The 21049-nt window shown below is 35.7% G+C and carries 16 protein-coding genes and 1 tRNA gene; 15 read left to right on the top strand and 2 right to left on the bottom strand.

Annotation, left to right across the window (positions count from 1 at the left end; all coding sequences use genetic code 11):
- The first annotated feature begins 112 nt into the window (after nucleotides 1-112).
- The 4 genes from guaA to DFR80_RS10495 all read left to right on the top strand — a co-directional run bounded on the left by guaA (nucleotide 113) and on the right by DFR80_RS10495 (nucleotide 4912).
- Complete coding sequence (guaA, locus tag DFR80_RS10510; protein ID WP_114489938.1) at nucleotides 113-1651, top strand: glutamine-hydrolyzing GMP synthase; 1539 nt, start codon at nucleotides 113-115, stop codon at nucleotides 1649-1651.
- A 23-nt stretch (nucleotides 1652-1674) separates the two neighbouring features.
- Nucleotides 1675-1968, top strand: coding sequence for a YerC/YecD family TrpR-related protein (locus DFR80_RS10505; RefSeq protein ID WP_076544797.1), 294 nt, complete (start codon nucleotides 1675-1677; stop codon nucleotides 1966-1968).
- An 82-nt stretch (nucleotides 1969-2050) separates the two neighbouring features.
- On the top strand, nucleotides 2051-3307 hold the full coding sequence (locus DFR80_RS10500; protein ID WP_114489937.1) for a hypothetical protein: 1257 nt from the start codon (nucleotides 2051-2053) through the stop codon (nucleotides 3305-3307).
- Nucleotides 3308-3508: 201 nt separating this feature from the next.
- Entirely contained in the window at nucleotides 3509-4912 is a 1404-nt protein-coding gene (locus tag DFR80_RS10495; RefSeq protein WP_114489936.1) for an NAD(P)/FAD-dependent oxidoreductase, read from the top strand.
- Nucleotides 4913-4999: 87 nt separating this feature from the next.
- On the opposite strand, the gene DFR80_RS10490 is transcribed toward DFR80_RS10495, so the two are convergent.
- Nucleotides 5000-5076 (bottom strand) — tRNA-Pro (locus DFR80_RS10490).
- A 157-nt stretch (nucleotides 5077-5233) separates the two neighbouring features.
- On the opposite strand from DFR80_RS10490, the gene DFR80_RS10485 reads away from it, so the two are divergent.
- The 10 genes from DFR80_RS10485 (at nucleotide 5234) to hslO (ending at nucleotide 16596) form a co-directional block, all read left to right on the top strand.
- Entirely contained in the window at nucleotides 5234-5695 is a 462-nt protein-coding gene (locus DFR80_RS10485) for a redoxin domain-containing protein (protein ID WP_076544800.1), read from the top strand.
- Between the two features lie 252 nt (nucleotides 5696-5947).
- The gene (locus DFR80_RS10480; protein ID WP_114489935.1) at nucleotides 5948-6427 is read left to right on the top strand and encodes a DUF456 domain-containing protein; all 480 of its coding nucleotides are present in this window, start codon (nucleotides 5948-5950) and stop codon (nucleotides 6425-6427) included.
- A gap of 73 nt (nucleotides 6428-6500) precedes the next feature.
- Entirely contained in the window at nucleotides 6501-8480 is a 1980-nt protein-coding gene (locus DFR80_RS10475) for a UvrD-helicase domain-containing protein (protein ID WP_076544802.1), read from the top strand.
- A 2-nt stretch (nucleotides 8481-8482) separates the two neighbouring features.
- A complete protein-coding gene (locus tag DFR80_RS10470) occupies nucleotides 8483-10693 on the top strand; it encodes an ATP-dependent helicase (RefSeq protein ID WP_114489934.1) in 2211 nt (736 codons plus the stop codon).
- Nucleotides 10694-11491, top strand: a complete 798-nt coding sequence (locus tag DFR80_RS10465; protein ID WP_114489933.1) for a PD-(D/E)XK nuclease family protein — start codon at nucleotides 10694-10696, stop codon at nucleotides 11489-11491. It abuts the gene before it with no gap.
- Between the two features lie 94 nt (nucleotides 11492-11585).
- Nucleotides 11586-12164, top strand: coding sequence for a hypothetical protein (locus DFR80_RS10460; RefSeq protein ID WP_076544805.1), 579 nt, complete (start codon nucleotides 11586-11588; stop codon nucleotides 12162-12164).
- 13 nt (nucleotides 12165-12177) lie between these two features.
- Nucleotides 12178-14484 carry a single-stranded-DNA-specific exonuclease RecJ gene (gene recJ / locus DFR80_RS10455; RefSeq protein WP_114489932.1) on the top strand — a complete coding sequence of 769 codons (2307 nt, stop codon included), beginning with the start codon at nucleotides 12178-12180 and terminating at the stop codon, nucleotides 14482-14484.
- Nucleotides 14485-14545: 61 nt separating this feature from the next.
- The gene (locus tag DFR80_RS10450; RefSeq protein ID WP_076544807.1) at nucleotides 14546-15244 is read left to right on the top strand and encodes a 2-phosphosulfolactate phosphatase; all 699 of its coding nucleotides are present in this window, start codon (nucleotides 14546-14548) and stop codon (nucleotides 15242-15244) included.
- On the top strand, nucleotides 15245-15535 hold the full coding sequence (locus DFR80_RS10445) for a hypothetical protein (RefSeq protein ID WP_076544808.1): 291 nt from the start codon (nucleotides 15245-15247) through the stop codon (nucleotides 15533-15535).
- Nucleotides 15536-15663: 128 nt separating this feature from the next.
- Nucleotides 15664-16596 carry an Hsp33 family molecular chaperone HslO gene (gene hslO, locus DFR80_RS10440; RefSeq protein WP_076544809.1) on the top strand — a complete coding sequence of 311 codons (933 nt, stop codon included), beginning with the start codon at nucleotides 15664-15666 and terminating at the stop codon, nucleotides 16594-16596.
- Nucleotides 16597-16643: 47 nt separating this feature from the next.
- Here hslO and hflX read toward each other — a convergent pair whose 3' ends face one another.
- On the bottom strand, nucleotides 16644-17873 hold the full coding sequence (hflX, locus tag DFR80_RS10435) for a GTPase HflX (protein WP_076544810.1): 1230 nt from the start codon (nucleotides 17871-17873) through the stop codon (nucleotides 16644-16646).
- Nucleotides 17874-18305: 432 nt separating this feature from the next.
- Between hflX and adhE the strand changes: the two genes are divergently transcribed.
- Nucleotides 18306-20900: a bifunctional acetaldehyde-CoA/alcohol dehydrogenase gene (gene adhE / locus DFR80_RS10430; RefSeq protein ID WP_076544811.1), complete on the top strand. Its 2595-nt coding sequence runs from the start codon at nucleotides 18306-18308 to the stop codon at nucleotides 20898-20900.
- Nucleotides 20901-21049 lie beyond the last annotated feature (149 nt).

Below are 21049 nucleotides of genomic sequence, written 5' to 3'. Positions count from 1 at the left end.
GAGGGAGTTTTAATATTTGAATTTAATAAATATTTTTCTCAGCGACTTATTCCTTGACAAAAGGCTTAATTCCACTGTATACTTTAGTAAATAAAAGCGGAAGGGGAATTAGATGGATTACGATAAGATATTGATTCTTGATTTTGGCGGCCAGTACAGTCAGCTGATTGCAAGAAGAGTAAGAGAATTTAATGTTTATTCTGTAATTAGAGGGCATGATATTGAGCTGGAAGAAATCAAACAAATTGATCCAGCAGCTATAATTTTTTCTGGGGGTCCTGATAGTGTTACAGCTCCTGGAGCACCCGGGGTTGATCAGGGTGTATTTGAACTTGGGATTCCAATCTTAGGTATTTGTTATGGAATGCAGTTGATGGCCCAGCTTTTAGATGGTGGTCATGTAGAAAAATCAGAGCATGGTGAATATGGTAAGGCTGATTTAGAAATTTATACCGAAAAAAAATTATTTAAAGAACTCGAAAACCACTCTCAAGTCTGGATGAGCCATGGAGATCATGTCAAGGAAGTACCAGCAGGATTTGAAGTTATTGCTAAAACTGATTTAACAGCTACAGCAGCTATGGCTGATTTTGAAAGAAATTTTTATGGAGTCCAGTTTCACCCAGAAGTTAATCATACAATTCAGGGGAAAACTATTCTTCATAATTTTTTATTTAGGATTGTAGATGCCAGAGCGAACTGGAATATGGCAGATTATATTAATGAAGAGGTTGAAAGAATAAGAAATCAGGTTGGTAAAGGCAAAGTTATCTGTGGCCTTTCAGGAGGCGTAGATTCTGCAGTTGCTTCGGCTATTGTTCATAAAGCAATAGGAGATCAGCTGACCTGTATTTTTGTTGATCATGGTTTACTTCGCAAAGGTGAGGCAGAACAGGTCAAGAGAACTTTTGGGGAAGAGTTTAATATTCCTTTAATTTATGTAGATGCCAAAGATCGTTTTCTGAGCCGATTAGAAGGGATAACTGATCCGGAAGAAAAAAGAAAAATTATTGGTGATGAGTTTATCCAGGTTTTCGACGAAGAAGCTGAAAAATTATCAGATGTTCGTTATCTAGTTCAGGGTACAATTTATTCAGATGTCATAGAAAGTGGAGGCACAGATAAGGCAGCGACAATTAAGAGTCACCATAATGTTGGAGGCTTACCAGAAGAAATGAATCTTGAACTGGTTGAGCCGCTGCATTTTCTTTTTAAAGATGAGGTAAGAAAAATAGGTGAGGTACTTGGTTTGCCAGAAGAAATTGTCTGGCGCCAGCCATTTCCGGGTCCTGGACTTGCAATCAGAATAATCGGTGATGTTGACTGGGATAAGTTAGAAGTTTTAAGAGATGCTGATGCAATAGTGCAGGAGGAAATAAAAGAAGCGGGTCTTTACCGTGACATCTGGCAGTCATTTGCCGTTTTACCGGATCTGAGAAGTGTTGGAGTTATGGGAGATGAAAGGACTTATGGCTATCCGATTATTTTGAGAGCTGTAAATAGTGATGATGCTATGACAGCAGATTGGGCTCGCCTGCCCTATGAAGTGCTGCAGTCAATTTCTAATCGAATAGTTAATCAGGTGGAAGACGTTAATCGAGTTGTTTTTGACATTACTTCAAAACCACCTGGAACAATAGAATGGGAATAATGTCCAGAAGAGAGGTGTAAACTTTGTCCAGAAATATAAAGGATAAATTTACTGAGCAGCTGTTTGAAGCCATTTTAAAGCTTGAAAGCAAAGAAGAATGCTATAATTTCTTTCAGGATATAGCAACAATTGGTGAGATAAAAGCTCTGGGTCAGAGGCTGGAAGTGGCTAGAATGCTTAAAGAAGGTTATACATATGATCATATAGTTGCAGAAACAGGTGTGAGTACAGCAACTATTAGCCGTGTTAAACGCTCCTTAGAATATGGTGAAGATGGTTATAATTTGATTTTGAGTCGCCTGGAAGAAAACAATTAAACAAATAATTAACGATTATTAAGAAAAAAGCTCATTTTGAGCTTTTTTCTTTGATAATATAAAAAATTCAAGGAGGAAGAAAATGAAAAAAACACTATTATTTCTATTAACAATTACAATTATTTTTTCGACAGCATTAACTGCCTCTGCCGCACTTGATGCGGAAGCAATTGGGATGGGGGATAACTTTTCTACTATGACAGGTGAGGCAGCCTATTATTCTAATCCGGCTGGACTGGCTTTAAGAGATAATAATTTTGCCTTAAAAGCAAATCTAGGTTTTTCTATCTGGAATAATGTTTTTGAGAACAGTGAATTTTCTAAAGATGAGATTGAGAGCAAGTTAACTGGTGAAGATTTAATTTTGGCCGGTAGAAGTGCTTTTGGAACTCAGTTTTATTATAAGAATTTTGCTCTGGCAGTCAATGGAAGAGCAGAAGGAATGCTGAAAACAGATAGTGATGCAGCTGAGATTCTGACAGGTGATACACCTGAGATTAGTCTTGAGTCACTACAAGATAAAGGTTCAGTTACTGTTGAATTTGGTGACAGTGCTGGTGGAGCAGCTGCTACAGCAGATGTTTCTTTAAGCTATGCTCGTCAGATTTTTAGAAACTGGTCAAATAATTCTCATAATATTGAGTCTGTATATTTTGGAGCTACATATCACTATCTAGAAGGAGAAATCTATAAATTTTCTGGTGGTGGAACAATTAAGGCGACTGTAAATGAAAATTCTGGTGACCCATATGTAGAGTATAGTACTTCAGATGCTGAATTTTATGAAAACCATTCTAAAGATGGAGAGGCGACAGGTGATGCCTTTGATTTTGGTTTAGCTATTAAAACAAGCAATGATTATACTTTTGCCTTCAGTGCAATGAATATTGGTGAATTATCTGCGGATAGTTCTGTTATTGATGGTACGGGATATGGAGTTACAACAGAAAATAATCCAAATGATACTTTAACAGAAAATAATTTAAGTGGTGAAGAAGGTAAAATCACTTATCAACTTCCAAGAGTATATAGATTAGGAATGAAAAAAGAATTCAGTCAAAACACTGTTTTATATGCTGATTATTCAAGAGTAAGCTATGATGGTGGACAGAATGATAATATTTATGCCTTTGGTAGTGAATTTAGAAAGAATAAATTTATTCCCCTGCGTCTGGGAGTTAATTATTCTTCTTTAAGAGAGGATATTGAAGTTGCTGCTGGAATGGGAATTAATATCAGCAACAATGTTAAGGTTAATTTAGGTATTGCTGATTTATTAGCACTTAGTGACAGTGCCAAAGGTGTTAAGTTTGGTATTTCAACTTTGATTGGATTTTAATTTAAAATCTTGCAGAGTTAATTTAAAAATAAAAAGAGAAATTAAACTACCGACCTTAACTATTTCTTTAGGGTCGGTTTTTATTTTGAAAAAAATAAAATTAAAAGCAGGAATTTAACTTCTGGTCTAGAAACTATAATATTGGTTTGTCTAAAAAATAATATTTAGACTTTATTAAAAAACCTGGAGGTTTAAAAATTAATGAGCAAAAAAGATTATGATGTGATTATCATTGGAGCTGGACCAACTGGAATATTTACTGCGATGGAATTTGTGAAAAAAGAAGCAGATTTAGATATTCTGATTTTAGAAAAGGGTACTGATCTGGAAAGAAGAGTCTGTCCAATGAAAGAAAATCCTGGGATGGGCTGTGTTAACTGTCCAAGCTGTGCAATAGTATCGGGCTGGGGTGGAGCAGGAGCTTATAGTGATGGTAAACTTTCTCTTTCTCCTGATATTGGTGGAAATTTAGAAAATTACATAGGAAGACAGCGATTAATAGATAATATTTCCTATGCAGATGATATTTATATGGAATTTGGTGCGCCTGATCGTATTTTTGGAGTAGCAGATGATAAACAAGATGAGATTAGGAAAAAGGCTGTCAGAGCAGAACTTAAGTTTATACCTGCCAGTTTACGGCATCTGGGAACAGGATACAGTCAGGTTGTTTTACAGAATATGCAGGATTATTTAGAAGAACAGGGTGTAGAAATAAGGTTTGGAGTTAATGTAAAGCGTTTTATAGTAAAAAACAATAAAATTGAGGCTGTTAAAACAGCTGAAGGCGAAAAAATAACTGCTGACTTTGTGATGGCAGCAGCGGGTAGGGAAAACGCTGAATGGTTAACTAATGAGGCTAAAAAACTTGACATTGAGACGGCAATTAACCCTGTTGATATTGGAGTTCGAGTAGAATGCCCAGCAGCAGTAACAGAATATATGACTGATAATTTATATGAATCTAAATTGATATATCATACTCCTACCTTTGAAGATAAGGTGAGAACTTTCTGTATGTCTCCTTATGGTGAGGTAGTTAGTGAAAATAATCAGGGTTTAATTACAGTTAATGGCCACAGCCATTCTGATCTTAAAACTCATAATACTAATTTTGCTCTACTGGTAAGCAAAACTTTTACAGAACCTTTCCATGAGCCAATTACTTATGGTAAAGACATTGCCAAACTGGCTAATATGCTTGCAGGAGGAGTTCTGGTTCAGAGGCTGGGTGATCTGCTGGAAGGTAGAAGAACTACTGAAGAAAGATTGAAACGATCTGTAACTGAACCGACTTTAAAAGATGCAACTCCTGGAGATTTATCTCTGGTACTTCCTCACAGACACCTGACAGGAATTATTGAAATGTTAAAGGCGCTTGATGAAATTACACCAGGAATTTATGGACGTGATACCCTGCTTTATGGAGTAGAGGTTAAGTTTTATTCTTCCAGATTAGATGTTAAAGATAATCTGGAAAGTAAGGTTGAAAATCTATTCTTTGGTGGGGATGGTGCCGGTATAACCCGAGGGCTGATGCAGGCTTCTGTTTCGGGACTTGTAATTGCTCGTTCAATTATGAAGAAGTTGGAAAAGAATAGCTAAAAAGTTTGTATTAATTAAATAATAATAATAAAGGCAGTAAGCTCAATCTCCTGGATGAGCTTTACTGCCTTTTAGTTTATAAATAAATGGTCTGGCTGCGGGGATTTGAACCCCGGACCTCTTCGTCCCGAACGAAGCGCGCTACCAAGCTGCGCCACAGCCAGTTAATATCATAAAACATTATATCACAATTTTTGTAAATACAAAAGCAAATAATTATGGAAATTGTTAAATTTTCACTTGATATTAAATCTTAAGAGAGTTACAATTAACACAAGTTAATAACTCAGGTTTAAATATATTTAACAGGAGGTATTTCAAATGAAATTAACAAAAGGTGAAAAAATTCCAGAATTTAAGTTAAGTGATCATCAGGAAGAAGAAATTACTTTAGAAAAATTCAAGGGTAAAAATGTATTGCTTTCTTTCCATCCACTTGCCTGGACAAGTGTCTGCCGTAATCAAATGCAGGCTCTAGAAGAGAATTATGATCAATTTGAAAAAAATAATACAGTTCCGTTAGGAATTAGTGTTGACCCTGTTCCTTCCAAACGTGCCTGGGCAGAGGATATTGGACTTGAAAATTTAAGACTTTTATCTGACTTCTGGCCTCATGGTGAATTTGCTTCTAAACTGGGAATTTTCATCAGAGAAAAAGGAATTTCAGGTAGAGTTAATATTTTAGTTAATGATCAGGGAGAAATTCTCTGGGTAAAAGAATATGATATACCGGAACTTCCTGATATTGATGAAGTATTGAAAGTGGTTTCTGACAACGCATAATTTATTGATATTGCTAATTTAATAAAATTTTTAAAAGCAACTGTTATTTAGCGGAATAAAGTAAAAAGTTCACAGTTTATTTATTCAAAAAAAATATTTAAGAGCTAGTAAACCCTGTTTAGATGACAGGGTTTTTTGCTTGCTCTTTGTTTTTTGTGTTATAATAAAATTTAGCTTAGACTTTAGAAGTAGATTAAATGATTTATTATTTTTTTAAAAATTTGAGCAATTCGTTGCCTGGGAGTGATCGGGTTGGAAATTTTTTTATTACTTATGATTTTAATATTATTTACCCTGGAAATTGCGGCAATTTTTTTGCCGGTACTGCCTGATTCTGTTTTTTTCTGGGCTGCAGTTATCTTATACAGAATAATTAAAACTGATATCAGCTACTCACCCTATTTTTGGACCGGTGCAGTGTTGATTACAGTCATTATTTTTCTGGCAGATTATCTGGCTAATGCTTATTTTATTAAACGCCAGGGTGGTACCAACAGGACAATTATAGCTGCTGTTTTAGGAATGATATTAGGGACCTTATTTTTAGGACCGCTGGGTTTTATAATTGGTCCATTTCTTTTAATATTTATCGCAGAATACTGGCAGAGCAGAAATAAAAGGAATTCCTTTAAACTTGCCTTAAGCAGCATCTTTGCTTTTGTTGCCAGTACAGCTTCTCGACTGGGGATGCAGATTTTTTTAATGATCTGGTTTTTTATCGAGATTTATTAATAACTAATTTGTTGTTCTTTTTTGAATTATATTTTAAAATTTTTTCATAATTTTAACTAAAGGAGACTGGCTGATGTACAGTATTTACAGTGGCAATACGGGTAGTGGTAAAACTTCAAAACTGAAAACTGACTACCAAAGGCTGGCAGCTGAACAGGGTAGTGAAAAGATACTCTTGTTTTTAAATTCTGCCCGTTCCGTCAGTCAGTTTAGAGAAGAATTAGATATAGAAATGATGGGAAATTTAAATATCTATACTTATTTTGGCTTTGTCAATCAGCAGTTAAATAAGAACTGGCCTGCTGTAGAGCGAAAATACAGTGGCTCCAATCAACTGATAGAGCCAACATTTATGAATATTGAAACATCTCATTTTTTAATGAGTAATTATGTGGCAAAATATAGAAAAGATAGATCATATTTTCGGAGTATTAAGGCCAGACCTGTCCAGATTGCAGTTCAGTTAATTGATAATTTGAATTTGGCTGCTTTCAACATGCTTGGTTTTAAGGAGCTTAAGCAGAGAATGCTAGGTTGGACTCAGAATGATGAAGAACGTAGAAAATATGCAGAACAGTCTTTAGAGATTATGAAGACTTTTAGAAATTTTTCGCTTACTTATCGGCTCTTTGATTATTCCGCAGCTGTAAGTTTGTTTAACAAATATCTGCTGGCTGATCCTGATTATCTCAGTAATTTAAAAAAACAATATAATTATTTATTGGTAGATGATTTAGAAAAAATGATTCCAGCCGGGCAAGAATTGATAAAGTCATTGATTGAATCTCAGATTAAAGGTATCTTTACTTTTAATGAGAGTGGGGGTTTTAATCGTTTTTTTGGGGGTAATCCTGCTGCGGCCAAAAAGCGTTTTTTTAAAGCGGAAGCAGAAATAATTGAAATTAATAAAAACTACACTGCCTCAGAAGCGAGCAGTGATTTAGCTGCAGAAATAAAAAAAGTAATTAAAGAAAGAAAGTCCAATTTAGTACAGTCTTCACTCCTCTTGGAAGAAATTGATAGTGAGTTAAGAGGTGAAATGCTGATTAAAGTTGGGAAAAAGATTATTTCACTTCTAAAAAAAGGAGTCAAAGCTGATCAAATAGCGGTTATTTCTCCTAAAATTGACAAAGTACTGAGCTTTAGTTTGCAGCAGATTTTAGAAAAAAATGGTTATCGATTGAGTAATTTTAACCGTTCTAAACGACTAATTGATATTCCTTTTGCACGAGCTCTATTAATTTTATATTTATTTCACTGTGAGAGAACTAATATAGTTGGCGTTTCTTCGCTGCAGCAGGCACTGTCGCTGCTTTTAGAATTGGATCCCCTGCGTTCATATATTCTGGCTGAGGAAATTGCTGCTTCCGGTATGAAATTGATAGACCTTGACCAGAGTGGGTTGAGAGAAAAGATAAACTTCCAATCTGCTGAAAAGTATGATTATCTAAAAGACTGGCTGCAGGATAAAAAAGAGGAAGAGCTGGAAATTGAAGATTTTTTTCAGCTGGTTTTTAGTGAAGTTCTGGCCCCTTTAGATCCTTCCCAGGAAGATATTTTTGCCTGCAGACAGATGATCGAATCAGTTGCCCGTTTCCATCAGGCAGTAGAAAATTTTCATCAGCATAAAAATGATCTAAGTGAACGTTATATTAAGATGATTTATGAGGGAACTCTGGCCGCAGAGACTCTATTTAAAGGTCAGGAAAAAGAAGCCGGAGTTATTTTGGCTTCACCCTATAAATTTTTATTTTCACCTGAACTGGCTGGAGTTGACTATCTATTTTTACTTGATATTTCCAGTAGTGACTGGCTGCAGAGTATTGCTAAAGAACTTGTTAATCCCTATATTTATACTGAACAGTGGCAGCAGATTGATAATTGGAATGACAGTCTAGATCAAAAGATAAGGTTAAATCAGCTCAGTGATTTTTTAATCAGTTTAATTTATAAAGTTAAAAAAGGAATTTATATAGCAGATAGTTTTCTAAACAGCAGTGGTAAAGAACAGGAAGGACCACTTTATCGCTGGCTTGATGTGAGAGGAGAGTAAGAATGGAGTTTAAACCCAGACCAGGACAGAAAGAAGTACTAGAATATCGAGGTGGAGAGCTTGCTGTACCTGCAGTTCCAGGAGCAGGGAAGACAACAGTTCTTGCTCATCTGGCAGCAGAATTGATTGCCTCTGAGTTAAATAATAATCAAAAAATATTAATTGTAACTTATATGAATTCAGCAGTGGCAAATTTTCGCAGAAGAATTGGAGATTTTTTAGCCAGCAAAGGACTTCCCCGCAGCCGGGGTTACAGTGTTAAAACCCTTCATTCTCTGGCGCTGGGGATTATTAAAGAAAAACCAGAAGCCCGGCTGATCAATCAAGAATTTGAATTAATTGAAGCCGGAAGGCGCTACCGCTGGATAAAAGATTTATGCCGTAAATGGGCCGGAGAAAACGGAGAGCTGCTGCAGCAATTTTTTAATTTAGAAAAAAACAGCTATCAATTTGATAAATATTTAAAAAAATGGAAAGAAGATGATTTTCCAGCCTATGTTGCTTCCATGATTTCCTATTTCAAATTGAAGCTGCTTGAGGGTGAGGAACTTAAAAATATGGTTAAATATTCAAATTTGAAATCAGCCAATATTTTATATCCTGCCGCAGAAATATTTGCTGAATATGAATTCCGGATGGCTCAGGCTGGTTTGCTAGACTTTGATGATTTAGTTCAGCAGAGTTTAAAATTACTAAAAGAAGACCCAGAATTTACAGAACGTATTGCTGCTCAGTATGCTTTTGTTTTTGAAGATGAAGCTCAGGATTCCAATCAGGCCCAGGAAGAAATGCTTTATCTTCTGGCTGGCGAAAACAATAATTTAGTTCGAGTGGGGGACAGTAATCAGGCAATTACCGGTACTTTTACTCTTTCAGATCCTGAAATTTTTCGTAGCTACTGTAAAAGAGAAGATGTTGAAGTAGAAACCATGGCTGTTTCCAGCCGCAGCAGCCTGGATATTATTGAGCTGGCGAACTATCTGGTTGACTGGAGTCAAAAGGAATTTGCGGAAAGAGAAATTGATCCTCTAGAAAAAAAATATATTCAGCCTACAGCTAAAGGGGATCCGGCTCCCAATCCCGCCCCAGAAGGGTATAGAATTGGAAGCAGATCTTTTAAAAATTGGAAGACTGAAAAGAAATTTATTGCCAGACAAGCTTTGCGTAAGGCAGTTGAAAATAATAGTGAAACCACGGCTGTATTGATGCCTACCGGCTGGCAGCTGGAAGAAATAGCAGTAGAGATTAATAGGCTGGGTGGAGAGTTTCAGCTTGCAGGGAGTAGTTCCAGTGATGCTTTTTTAACAGAGTTGGAAGTTATTTTAAAATTTTTGACTTCACCTGCTTCAGCAGATAATTTAAAGCTTATTTTTGCTGAGATTTTTACTAAAGATAATTCAGAATTGAGTCAGCTTCTGGAAGCTGCTCTGAGAGAAAAAGAAAATCAGGAGTTGATTTTTCCTCTCTCAGGTTTAAATCGTGATAATTTTGAACCTGAATTTAGAAAAAAAGATTATTTTAATGATTTTTTTAAAGCTCTAACCAGAATTCAGGGCTGGCTCGAAGCCTCAATGGAGCTGCCACCTGATGAACTAGTTTTATTCCTGGCGGAAAGAATTGAACTGACTGGGAAAAAACTGGCGTTGGCTCAAAATCTTGCCCTAGAATTTGGTAGACTTTTAAATGACAATCCAGCCTGGAGGCTGGATCAATTAACAGCTGAGCTTCCTGAAATTAGAGATCGTCTGCGGCAGTTTGCTGAAACTTTAACTGAAATGGAAGGCTTTGAAGCCAAACCTGATCAGGTAACACTTTCTACCCTGCATAAAGCTAAGGGGATGGAGTGGGATACTGTTTTTATCGGCAGTCTTACTTCAAGCCACTTTCAGCATGATAATGATGACTATTTTATGGGAGAAAAGTTTTATCTAAATGAGGAAATTAAAAATCCTAAGGCTTCTGCTAGAGCAGAACTAGAATATATCTTAAATGAAAAAAAGGAGAGAAATGCTGATTATAAGGCCCGACAGGAGCTAATTGCCGAAAGAGTGCGCTTGCTTTATGTAGGGATAACCCGGGCCCGTCAAAACTTATTTTTGAGCACCCATCAAAAAAGGGGTAAATGGGATAAAGATCCTGCTTTTGTTTTTAGTTCTTTAGATAATTTTATTAAAGAAAAGAAAAATAAATATCAGACAGAGGAGGCAGAATAGATGGCAGTAAATAATTTAAGAGATTTATATTTTTCTCAGTCTGCCCTGTCTATTTTTGATAACTGTCGCCGGCGGTTTCGTTATCGTTATCTGGATGGTCTTTACTGGCCGGCTGAATGGGGAATGAAAGAAGAGGTAAAAAATGATTTAAAACAGGGAAGACAGTTTCACCTGCTGGCAGAAAGATATTACAGTCAGAGCCTGGGGGAAACCGTACTTGATTCAGCTGATTTGCTGGCCGCCTGGTTCAATAGGTTAAAATCATTTTCGCCAGCAGAGAATGTTGTAGCTGCAGAGCAGGAACTTCGCTACAGGCAGGATAATTTAAAACTTCTGGCTAAATATGATCTATTAAAATATAATTCAGAAGCGAAAAAATTTATAATCTATGATTGGAAAACAGATAAAAAAAGCCTTTATCAAAAAGATGTTGAAAGCTCAATGCAGAGCCGTTTTTATTTATATCTTTTATATGAAGCTGGTTATGATTATTTTGCTGACGATTATAATCTCAAAGAAATGCCGGAACTTATTTACTGGAACCCCCGTTATCCAGATCAGCGGGTGAGAATCAATTATACTTCAGCGGATTTTGAGCAGGATAGAGAATATTTTAAGCAGCTGATCACTGAAATTTTAAATGAAAAAGATTTTCCCCTTACAGATGATTTAAATAAATGCAGATTTTGTGAGTACAGGCCAATCTGCAGAGATAAAAAAACGGAAGCCAGAGAAGTTATAGAAGATGATTTAGATTTGAATCTTGACTGGGAAGCGGTTGAAGAAATAGAATTTTAAGCGAAATTAGATTTAATTAGATTCCTGCATTAGATTTTAATAAATAAAACGAGGTGAGTTTCTGGAGAATAAATTAAAAATTTATTCTTAAATTATGTTTGAATACGAAGATGAGTATCAGCTCCGCTACATTTATCACACCAATCAACACAACAATGCATATCTGGTTGAACTTAATTTAGATAATTATGATGATCTGTTTAACAGCTGGGATGGCTCAGCTCTTGATCGAAAAGAGCTTGATCCAGAATTGAGTCATTTTTTAGAAAGAGCAAGCTATGAGCTGCCCTTAAAGGAAAAAGTGGAGCTCTGCTTTTATCTGCCAGAAGACAAACAGGACGAGGGAGTAGAGGCAGACTCCAGAGCGACAATAAAAAATAATTTTAGAATGAATTTATTTTTTATTGATCAGGATTTAAAAAATAATAACAAAAAAATTATGACCTATATTGTAATGGGCCTTTTATTTTTAATTACAGCCTATTTAATTCCAGAAAATAAAGACCTGTCACTTCTGATTTCCCTGCTGATGGAAGGACTATTTGTTGGAGGCTGGGTTTTTCTCTGGGAAGCCTTTTCAATATTCTTTTTCGGCAGCCGTGAATTAAAAGAAAAGAAAAAAAGATATTTGCGCTATCTAAATTCAGATATAGTATTTAAATATAGAGAGTGAGTGGATTTGAGCTATGCAGATTAAAAAAGCAGAAGTATTTGAACCAGCTGAGGAATTAGTTGAATATCTTGAAAATAAACAGCTTGCCCGACTGGCTCAGAAGCGGGGGCTGAATTCAAAGGCTGAGTTAATAGAATTTATAGAACCAGCTGCTTATTCCCAGCTTGAATTAAGAGACTTTCCTCAGATTATGGAAATTGCAGATTTTATTATAGAACATATTAAAGCAAATAATAAAATTTTAATTTATGGGGACTATGATGTTGATGGAATAACTTCTACTTCAATTCTAGTTGGAGCGCTAAGCCGCCTTTCTGATCAGATAAGCTATCACATCCCTGATCGTTTTAAAGAGGGTTATGGTCTCAATAAAGAAGTACTGGCTTCATACCAGGATCAAATTGATCTAGTCATCAGCTGTGATTGTGGTATCAGTAATTATGAGGAAGTTAAATTTGCTAGAGAACTTGGAATGGATTTTGTTGTCACTGATCACCATGAATTACCGGATGAATTACCTCCTGCAGACTATGTAATTTCCCCCCGGCTGCTGCCTGAAGATCATCAGGGATACTGGCTGCCAGGAGCGGGGATGGCCTATTTTTTAATAAAAGCAATTTATGAGCGGCTTGAGATGAATGGAGCTGAGAAAGATTATTTGGATTTATTATTACTTGCCATTATAGCTGATGTAGTTCCCCTAAAAGGAGAAAATCGCTATTTATTTAAAACCGGTCTAAAAAGATTGAAAAATACAGATAGAATTGGGCTTAAGGCTCTTTACAATGAACTTGATATAAATCCTCTAACGATAAATGAAAAGACTCTGGGATTTCAGATTGGACCCTTGTTAAATTCAGCTGGTAGAATTGACAGTGCTGAAAAGGGATTAAAATTACTTCTGGCAGATGATAAAAAGCAGGCAGCCGGACTGGCCGCGGAATTATATCAAATTAACCAGCATCGAAAAGAAATAAGCCAGAAAATTTATCTGGAAGCAGAGAAGAAAATCGAAAGCGGTCAGCGGCAGGGAATTGTTGCTTATGATTCCAGCTGGCATCAGGGAGTTATTGGGATAGCAGCAGGAAGAATTACTGAGAACTATCAGGTACCGGCAGTTTTAATGACTTCAAATCAGCAGAGTGAATTGATAACCGGCTCTGCCCGCTCGATTGAAGGCGTAAATATTAATAATTTGATCGGGAAGTGTTCTGATCTTTTAGAAAAACACGGGGGTCATGCAGCAGCAGCGGGTTTCTCATTAAAGAAAGACAGATTGGAAAAATTCCGTTTAAGACTGCAGCGTCTGATTGATCAAAAATTAACAGAGATTGATTCTGAGCTAAAAATTGAGACAGATTTGAATCTGAAGCTGGAAGAAATAAATGATGATTTTTATCAGGGACTGCGACTTTTTGCTCCCTTTGGCGAAGCCAATCCAGAGCCTCTTTTTTATCTGGAAAGCAAAGTCTTAAGCAGTCGTGAAATATCGGCTGGTAAACATAAAAAACTTATTTTCGGTGATCAGGATAAAAAAATCACAGCACTCTGGTGGTGGGCGGGAGAACTGGAAAGCAACTTTTTGCAGCAGACTGCCTGCAGATTAACTGAGAATATTTATCAGGGTAATAAAAGCCTGCAGCTTGAAATAAAAGCACTTGCACCACTAAAAGATGTCGCTAAAAAAGTTAAAAAAGGAAAAAATGAAAAAAGACTGCTTAAAGTAATTGACTGGCGCCAGAAAAAAATTTCAGAACTTGAAGCTGGTGCAGAAAACACGGTTTACTTTGCTGAGGGTCTGCAGGAATATCAACTTTATCCCTTAATAAATCGAAATTATTTTAAAAAGGCTGATAAATTAGTTTTGCTCACCATTCCTCCTTCACTACCTGTCTTAAAAGAAATTATACTTTTAAGTAACTGTCAAAAATTAATTTTAGTTAAGAGCAGAGAAGAGAGTTTAGTTTTTAATAAATTCATCCAAAAATTACTTTCGCTGCTTAAATTCAGCCTGAAGCAGGAGAACGGAATTTTTAATCTGGAGCGGGCTGCACTGGCCCTTTCAGCAGAGGAGATAGCTGTTAAGAGAGCTTTAGAGTTTATTCGGGCTAAGGGAATAATTAGCTTTGAATATATCAGTTATCAGGAACTTTTAATTACAAAAGATGGTTCCAGAGATCAGGGAAAAGCTAATTTAAGCAGGCAAAATTTAAAGAAATTACTAAATGAAAGTTCAGCCTTTAGATCTTTTCTTAAAAATCAGGAAATAGAAAAAATTGAAGATCTTTTAAATAGGAGTCTGGCCTCAGCCAGATATTAAATTTCTCTGGTGTTTAAAAAAATATTAAGCCATAAAATTTGGAAGTTAGGGAAGTGGAAAGATGGAAATAAAAAAACTAAAATTTTTAGAGGGAGCTGCAGAAGCAGAAGGCTTAACAGTAATCATTGATGTTTTCAGAGCCTATACAACTGCCGCCTATCTTTTTGCAAATCAAGCAGAAAATATTTTTATAGTTAGTAAAATTAAGACAGCAAAACAATTAAAAAAGAAATTAAAAAATTCAGTATTGATTGGAGAGAGAAGGGGAATTAAAATTTCAGAATTTGACTTTAATAATTCTCCATACTTCATCTCCTGTCATAATTTTGCGGATAGAAATATAATTTTAAGTACCAGTGCCGGTACTAAAGGAATCATTGCAGCCCAAAATGCAGCTGAAATTATTACAGGTAGTTTTGTAAATATTACTGCGGTGGCTGATTATATTAAAAGCAAGGATCCTCAACTGGTCTCTCTGGTAGCAATGGGCAATAACGGAGTCACAGAGGCAGCTGAGGATAATCTTTATATCGATCAATTAACAAGAATTTTAGAAAACAAAAAAACTTTTTCTAAGGCTGAAATTAAAAAGAGATTAAGGAGTCCTGCCGGAGATAGATTTTTTGTAGAAGAGACTCAATCAGAAATGCCGGCTGAAGATTTTGAGTACTGTCTAAAAATAAATAAATTCAATTTTGTGATTAAAGCAGAGAAAGTAGATTCTGATATTTACCAACTAAAAAGAAAAGAGGGTGATTAAATGAAAAATTTTTTAATAAGCTTAGTAATTATTCTGGTTTTGTTAGTCGGTGCAGCGGTTACGAATCCTTCTCGGGAAGAATTTATCAACTGGGGTGTTGCAGAGATTCGTTCGCAGGCAGACAATGATATTGAAAGAATTTTTGGAGGTGCAGTTGCAGCACCAATGCTTGAGTTGCAGACCGAGGTTGATGATTATGTCTTTTTTAGTATTTTCACTCTACAGAAATCTGAGAGTGAAGTTAGGTATTTGGGGGTTTTTAATAATTTCTTTATACTTACTGAAAATTAAAATGAGAACTTTGTATAATTAAGTTAGAATAAAATAATTTGACATTAGAGCTGAATTTAATAAAATAATGTATGGATAATTAAAATTATAATTTGATTTGTAGCTAATCAATCTGGAGGAGATTATATATGGATGATTATTTAATTCGTGCAATAACAACCAATAAGGAAATAAGAGCTCTGGCAGTTAAATCTACTAATGTTGTGAGAGAAGCACAGGAGAGACACCAGACTACCCCTGTAGCAACTGCAGCTTTAGGTAGGGTTATTACTGGTGCCTTATTAACTGGCTCATTAGTTAAGTCTGGAGATGAAATTGTTCTAAAAATTGAAGGTACTGGACCTGCCGGTAAAATTGTAGCTGATGCCAATCAGGAGGGTGAAGTAAGAGGTTATATTGAAAATCCAAACTTAGATTTATATCAAACTGATACAGGTAAGCTTGATGTGGCAAAGGCTGTTGGGGCAGGAGAACTTTCTTTAACCAAAATTATGAGAATGAAAGAGCCTTATACAGGTAGTGTGCCGCTAGTTTCGGGAGAAATTGGGGAAGATTTAACTTATTATTTTACTGCCTCTGAACAGGTTCCATCAGCTGTAGGTCTGGGGGTTTTAGTAGACACAGATCTCAGTGTTAAAGCAGCTGGAGGATTTATTATCCAATTACTTCCTGATGCTTCTGAAGAGACTATTCAGATGCTGGAAGATAATCTGGCAAAGGTAAGTTCAGTCAGTAAATTAATTGAGGCTGGAATGACTCCGGAAGAATTATTAGAGGAACTGCTGGGAGATATGGATTATAGAATTATGGCCCGCAAAGATGTTAAGTTCAAATGCCGCTGCAGTAGAGAAAGAAGTTATGAATTAATAGCCGGACTTGGCAGAGAGGATATAGAAGAGACTCTGGCTGAAGAAGGAGAAATCGAAGTTCGCTGTCATTTCTGTAATAACACCTATACTTTTAATAAAGAAGAAGTGGAAGAACTGCTTGCTGAACTGGAAGCAAAAGAAAAAGGGATTCCCGAAGTTGATACTGATCAAATAGTTGTTGAAAATGATTAATCAGAATATAGAATAGAATAATTTTTAAAAAGTAAGCCGCAGAGAATTTAAGCTTCTCTGCGGTATTTTTTTAGTTTTGCAGCTGTAGTTTGAGGAAGCAGAGCTTTTAAATAAATATTATTTTTCTGGTATTTTTCTTCATATACCTTAGCTGTATTGTGAATCCTTTCTACCCAGGATGCTTCAGAATAGGGAAGATCCAGCTCTACTTCTACCATTTCTTCGCTGATAATTTTATTTAGTTTCTCAACAACAGAATTAGTATTAATTCTTTTTAAAGCTGAGATAAAAAGAGCATCTGGATAAATTATTTTTAAATCAGCAAGTCGTGATTCCTCAATTAAATCAATTTTGTTAAAGACCTTGATGATTTTACAGTCAACTTCAACCAACTCTTTGATTTCGTCATTAACCACCCTAATATTTCTTTCCAGATCAGAGTTTGAGGCATCAATTAAATGCAGAATAATATCAGCATTTTCTATTTCTTCCAGGGTAGTTCTAAAAGAAGCTACCAGCTGGTGGGGGAGCTTACTGATAAAGCCAACTGTGTCACTCAAAATAATATTCTGGCCCACAGGTAACTCCAGCTGCCTCATAGTAGAATCAAGAGTTGCAAACAATTTGTCAGCAGTATAACTGTCTGCTCCAGCAAGTCTGTTCATTAAAGTTGATTTCCCAGCATTTGTGTAGCCAACCAGTGCTGCCACTGGGTCACGCCTGCTGCTGCGCTGAACTTCTCTGCTGGCTTTAATTTCTTTCAAATTTTCTTTTAAACGGTGGATTTTCTTTTCAATTCGACGGCGGTCAACCTCGAGTTTTGTTTCACCAGGACCACGAGTTCCAATTCCACCTGCAAGTCTTGACATTTCTACTCCTCGTCCCTGCAAGCGGGGAAGACGATATTCTAGCTGTGCCAGTTCAACCTGAATTTTGCTTTCACGGCTGTGAGCATGACGGGCAAAGATATCTAAGATTACCTGAGAGCGATCAATTACTTTTATTTCAATTTTATCTTCCAGATTACGTTGCTGAACAGGTGAAAGTTCATTATCAAATACAATTAAATTGGCTGCTGCAGTTTCAGCTGCTTCTCTAATTTCTCTAACCTTACCACTTCCTATATAATAGGCGGGATCAATTTTTCGGTCATGATAGGTCATTTTTAAAATGCTTTTTGCTCCTGCTGTTTCAACAAGAAGTTCCAGTTCATTCAACTCACTTTCATTTTGACCAACCAGAACAGCTTTTTCTTCCATTTGTTCTATTTGATACATCTCATTTTTTTCATTGATTGTAAATTTATTATTAATAATATCATCTCCTATTGTGTTATTCTAAATTATAGAAACTAGTCAAACTAAATAATTTGTACTTCATTTTATTCACTTTTGCTTATTATTATTATAACATTTTTTAAAATAAACTAAAATTTTTAGCTGCTATCTAAATAAAACTGAGAATTAATAGGATTTAGCATAGTAAATGATAGCTAATCGCTTTTAAAGATTAAATATAATGTGAAATTAAACACTTTTATATTTGATATAATAATTTTTGCGTGTTATTCTATAAATATCAGATAAGTTATAAAAATAAAAGGCTGATATAACAACCATTATAATTTCATAAGATAAAGAAAATATTTTTTTATTAAAATTTGTTATAATCTTCACAATAACTTTATAAGTCCAAAAGGAGGATAACTAATGAAGATTAAAAATGTTAGTACAGTAGAAGAATTTGATGAGATGATTGCTGAAGTAGAGACAGCTCAAGAAGAATACGCCGAGTATAGCCAGCAGGAAGTTGATGCAATATTTAGAAGAGCTTCAATTGCTGCTAACGATCAGCGGATTGAGCTAGCTAAGCTGGCTGTTAAAGATACTGGAATGGGAATTGTTGAAGACAAAGTAATTAAAAATCATTTTTCATCCGAATATATTTATAATAAGTATCGTGATCAAAAAACATGTGGGATTCTGGAAGAAGATACTGCATATGGTATTAAAAAAATTGCGGAGCCGATTGGAATTATCGCCGGTATTGTTCCGGTAACCAATCCAACTTCAACAACAATTTTTAAGTCCTTAATTTCTTTAAAGACTAGAAATGCTATTATATTTTCTCCCCATCCTAGTGCTAAAGAGTGTACAATTGAAGCGGCAAAAACTATTCTAAAAGCTGCAGTGGAAGCAGGAGCTCCCGAAAATATTATTGGCTGGATAGATGAGCCTTCAATCGAGTTATCTCAGCATTTAATGCAGCATCCCAAAGTCAGTATGATCCTGGCAACTGGTGGCCCAGGAATGGTTAAGGCAGCTTATTCTTCAGGGAAACCAGCAATTGGGGTTGGTGCAGGAAATACTCCAGCAGTTATTGATGAGACAGCTCATCTAAAAATGGCTGTTAGTTCAATATTAATGAGTAAAACTTTTGACAACGGAGTTATCTGTGCTTCTGAACAGTCAGTAACTGTGGTTGATGAAGTTTATGATAAAGTAAAAAAGGAATTTGAAGATCGTGGAGCTTATATTTTAAGTGAAGCTGAAAGAGAAAAAGTATCCGAAATTCTGCTTATTGACGGCCATATTAATGCTAAAATTGTAGGGCAGAGTGCTCATAATATCGCAGCAATGGCAGGAGTTAATGTACCTCAGGATGCAAAAGTATTAATTGCAGAAGTAGAAGAGGTTGGTAAAGAAGAGCCTTTTTCTTATGAGAAATTATCACCAACTCTTGCTTTATATAAAGCAGCTGAGTTTAAAGACGCAGTGGCTAATGCAGTTGAATTAGTTAAATTTGGTGGAATTGGTCATACCTCCGTTTTATATACTGACAGTATAAATGATGAGCGTAAAGATTATTTCAGTCATCAGATGAAAACAGGTAGAATTTTAGTTAATATGCCTTCATCACAGGGAGCAATTGGTGACATTTATAACTTTAAGCTCGAGCCATCATTAACTTTAGGTTGTGGGTCATGGGGTGGAAATTCAGTCAGTGAAAATGTGGGGGTTAAACATCTAATGAATATAAAAACGACTGCAGAAAGAAAAGAAAATATGCTCTGGTTTAAAGTTCCCGAAAATATTTATTTTAAATATGGAGCGCTACCTTCTGCTCTGGCAGAATTGAAAGACAAAAAGCGAGCCTTTATTATGACAGATAAGCCGCTTGCCAAAATGGGCTATACTGATCGAGTTACAGATGAACTGGATAAGCATGGTGTTGATTATAGAGTGTTTGCCGATGTTGAGCCAGATCCAGAAATTTCTATGGTCCGGAAAGCTGTAAAACAGATGCAGAGTTTTAAACCTGATTTAATCATTGCTCTTGGTGGGGGCTCACCAATGGATGCCGCAAAAATTGCCTGGCTGTTATATGAACATCCAGAGGCAGAGTTTAAGGAACTCTCAATGACCTTTATGGATATCAGAAAGAGAATTTATAAATTTCCTGAATTAGGAAACAAAGCTGAACTGGTTGCGATTCCGACTACTTCCGGTACAGGTTCAGAAGTTACTCCTTTTGCAGTAGTAACAGATGACAGTACAGGAATAAAATATCCGATTGCTGATTATGAGTTAACACCAAATATGGCAATTGTTGATCCTGATCTGGTGCTATCAATGCCTAAAACTCTGACAGCACATTCCGGGATAGATGCTTTAGTTCATGCAATTGAAGCCTATGTATCAGTTTTATCAAGTGAATATACCAGAGGCTTATCTTTAGAAGCCATAAGATTAATCTTTAAATATTTACCCGAGTCTTATCAGGGAGGAGCAGATGCCAGAAAAGCAAAAGAAAAGATTCATTATGCAGCTACAACTGCTGGTATGGCTTTTGCCAATGCCTTTTTAGGAATCTGTCACTCAATGGCTCATAAGCTGGGATCGGCTTTTCATTTATCACATGGATTGGCAAATGCTTTACTAATTAACAATGTCATCAAATATAATTCCAGTGATAAACCAGTTAAACAGACAGCTTTTCCACAGTATAAATATCCAAGAGCTAAAATTAGATATGCAAAAATAGCAGATCACCTTGGTCTGGGAGGAAGAACTCCAGAGGAAAAGGTAGATCTTTTAATAGATGCAATTAATGAACTGAAAACAGAATTGGATATTCCTGCAACAATTCAGGAAGCAGGAGTAACAGAAGAACAGTTTAATAAAAAAGTTGATGCGATCTCCGAATTAGCTTTTGATGATCAGTGTACAGCAGCAAATCCACGCTATCCGCTGATTTCAGAAATCAAAGAGCTATATCAAAAATCATTTAAAGGAGATTTATAATAAATTTGCCCAAATGTAAAATATACTCTAGCAAAAAGATGCTCTCCCCAGAGCATCTTTTTGTGATTCAAAATATCGTATATAATAGATACTTTGTTGATTTTCGCAAAATTAAAAGTTAAAAACAGTAAGATTTAAATTACTTAAAA

Origin of the sequence: Halanaerobium sp. ST460_2HS_T2, assembly GCF_003337665.1 — a bacterium.
GTDB lineage: Bacteria > Bacillota > Halanaerobiia > Halanaerobiales > Halanaerobiaceae > Halanaerobium > Halanaerobium kushneri.
This window is presented reverse-complemented; position numbering and strand designations above follow the sequence as displayed.

Excerpts from the sequence above, each read along its gene's own strand:
- guaA (WP_114489938.1), top strand. The coding sequence starts at position 113 with ATGGATTACGATAAGATATTGATTCTTGATTTTGGCGGCCAGTACAGT.
- DFR80_RS10500 (WP_114489937.1), top strand. The coding sequence starts at position 2,051 with ATGAAAAAAACACTATTATTTCTATTAACAATTACAATTATTTTTTCG.
- DFR80_RS10495 (WP_114489936.1), top strand. The coding sequence starts at position 3,509 with ATGAGCAAAAAAGATTATGATGTGATTATCATTGGAGCTGGACCAACT.
- DFR80_RS10485 (WP_076544800.1), top strand. The coding sequence starts at position 5,234 with ATGAAATTAACAAAAGGTGAAAAAATTCCAGAATTTAAGTTAAGTGAT.
- DFR80_RS10475 (WP_076544802.1), top strand. The coding sequence starts at position 6,501 with ATGTACAGTATTTACAGTGGCAATACGGGTAGTGGTAAAACTTCAAAA.
- DFR80_RS10470 (WP_114489934.1), top strand. The coding sequence starts at position 8,483 with ATGGAGTTTAAACCCAGACCAGGACAGAAAGAAGTACTAGAATATCGA.
- DFR80_RS10465 (WP_114489933.1), top strand. The coding sequence starts at position 10,694 with ATGGCAGTAAATAATTTAAGAGATTTATATTTTTCTCAGTCTGCCCTG.
- DFR80_RS10460 (WP_076544805.1), top strand. The coding sequence starts at position 11,586 with ATGTTTGAATACGAAGATGAGTATCAGCTCCGCTACATTTATCACACC.
- recJ (WP_114489932.1), top strand. The coding sequence starts at position 12,178 with ATGCAGATTAAAAAAGCAGAAGTATTTGAACCAGCTGAGGAATTAGTT.
- DFR80_RS10450 (WP_076544807.1), top strand. The coding sequence starts at position 14,546 with ATGGAAATAAAAAAACTAAAATTTTTAGAGGGAGCTGCAGAAGCAGAA.
- DFR80_RS10445 (WP_076544808.1), top strand. The coding sequence starts at position 15,245 with ATGAAAAATTTTTTAATAAGCTTAGTAATTATTCTGGTTTTGTTAGTC.
- hslO (WP_076544809.1), top strand. The coding sequence starts at position 15,664 with ATGGATGATTATTTAATTCGTGCAATAACAACCAATAAGGAAATAAGA.
- hflX (WP_076544810.1), bottom strand. The coding sequence starts at position 17,873 with ATGTATCAAATAGAACAAATGGAAGAAAAAGCTGTTCTGGTTGGTCAA.
- adhE (WP_076544811.1), top strand. The coding sequence starts at position 18,306 with ATGAAGATTAAAAATGTTAGTACAGTAGAAGAATTTGATGAGATGATT.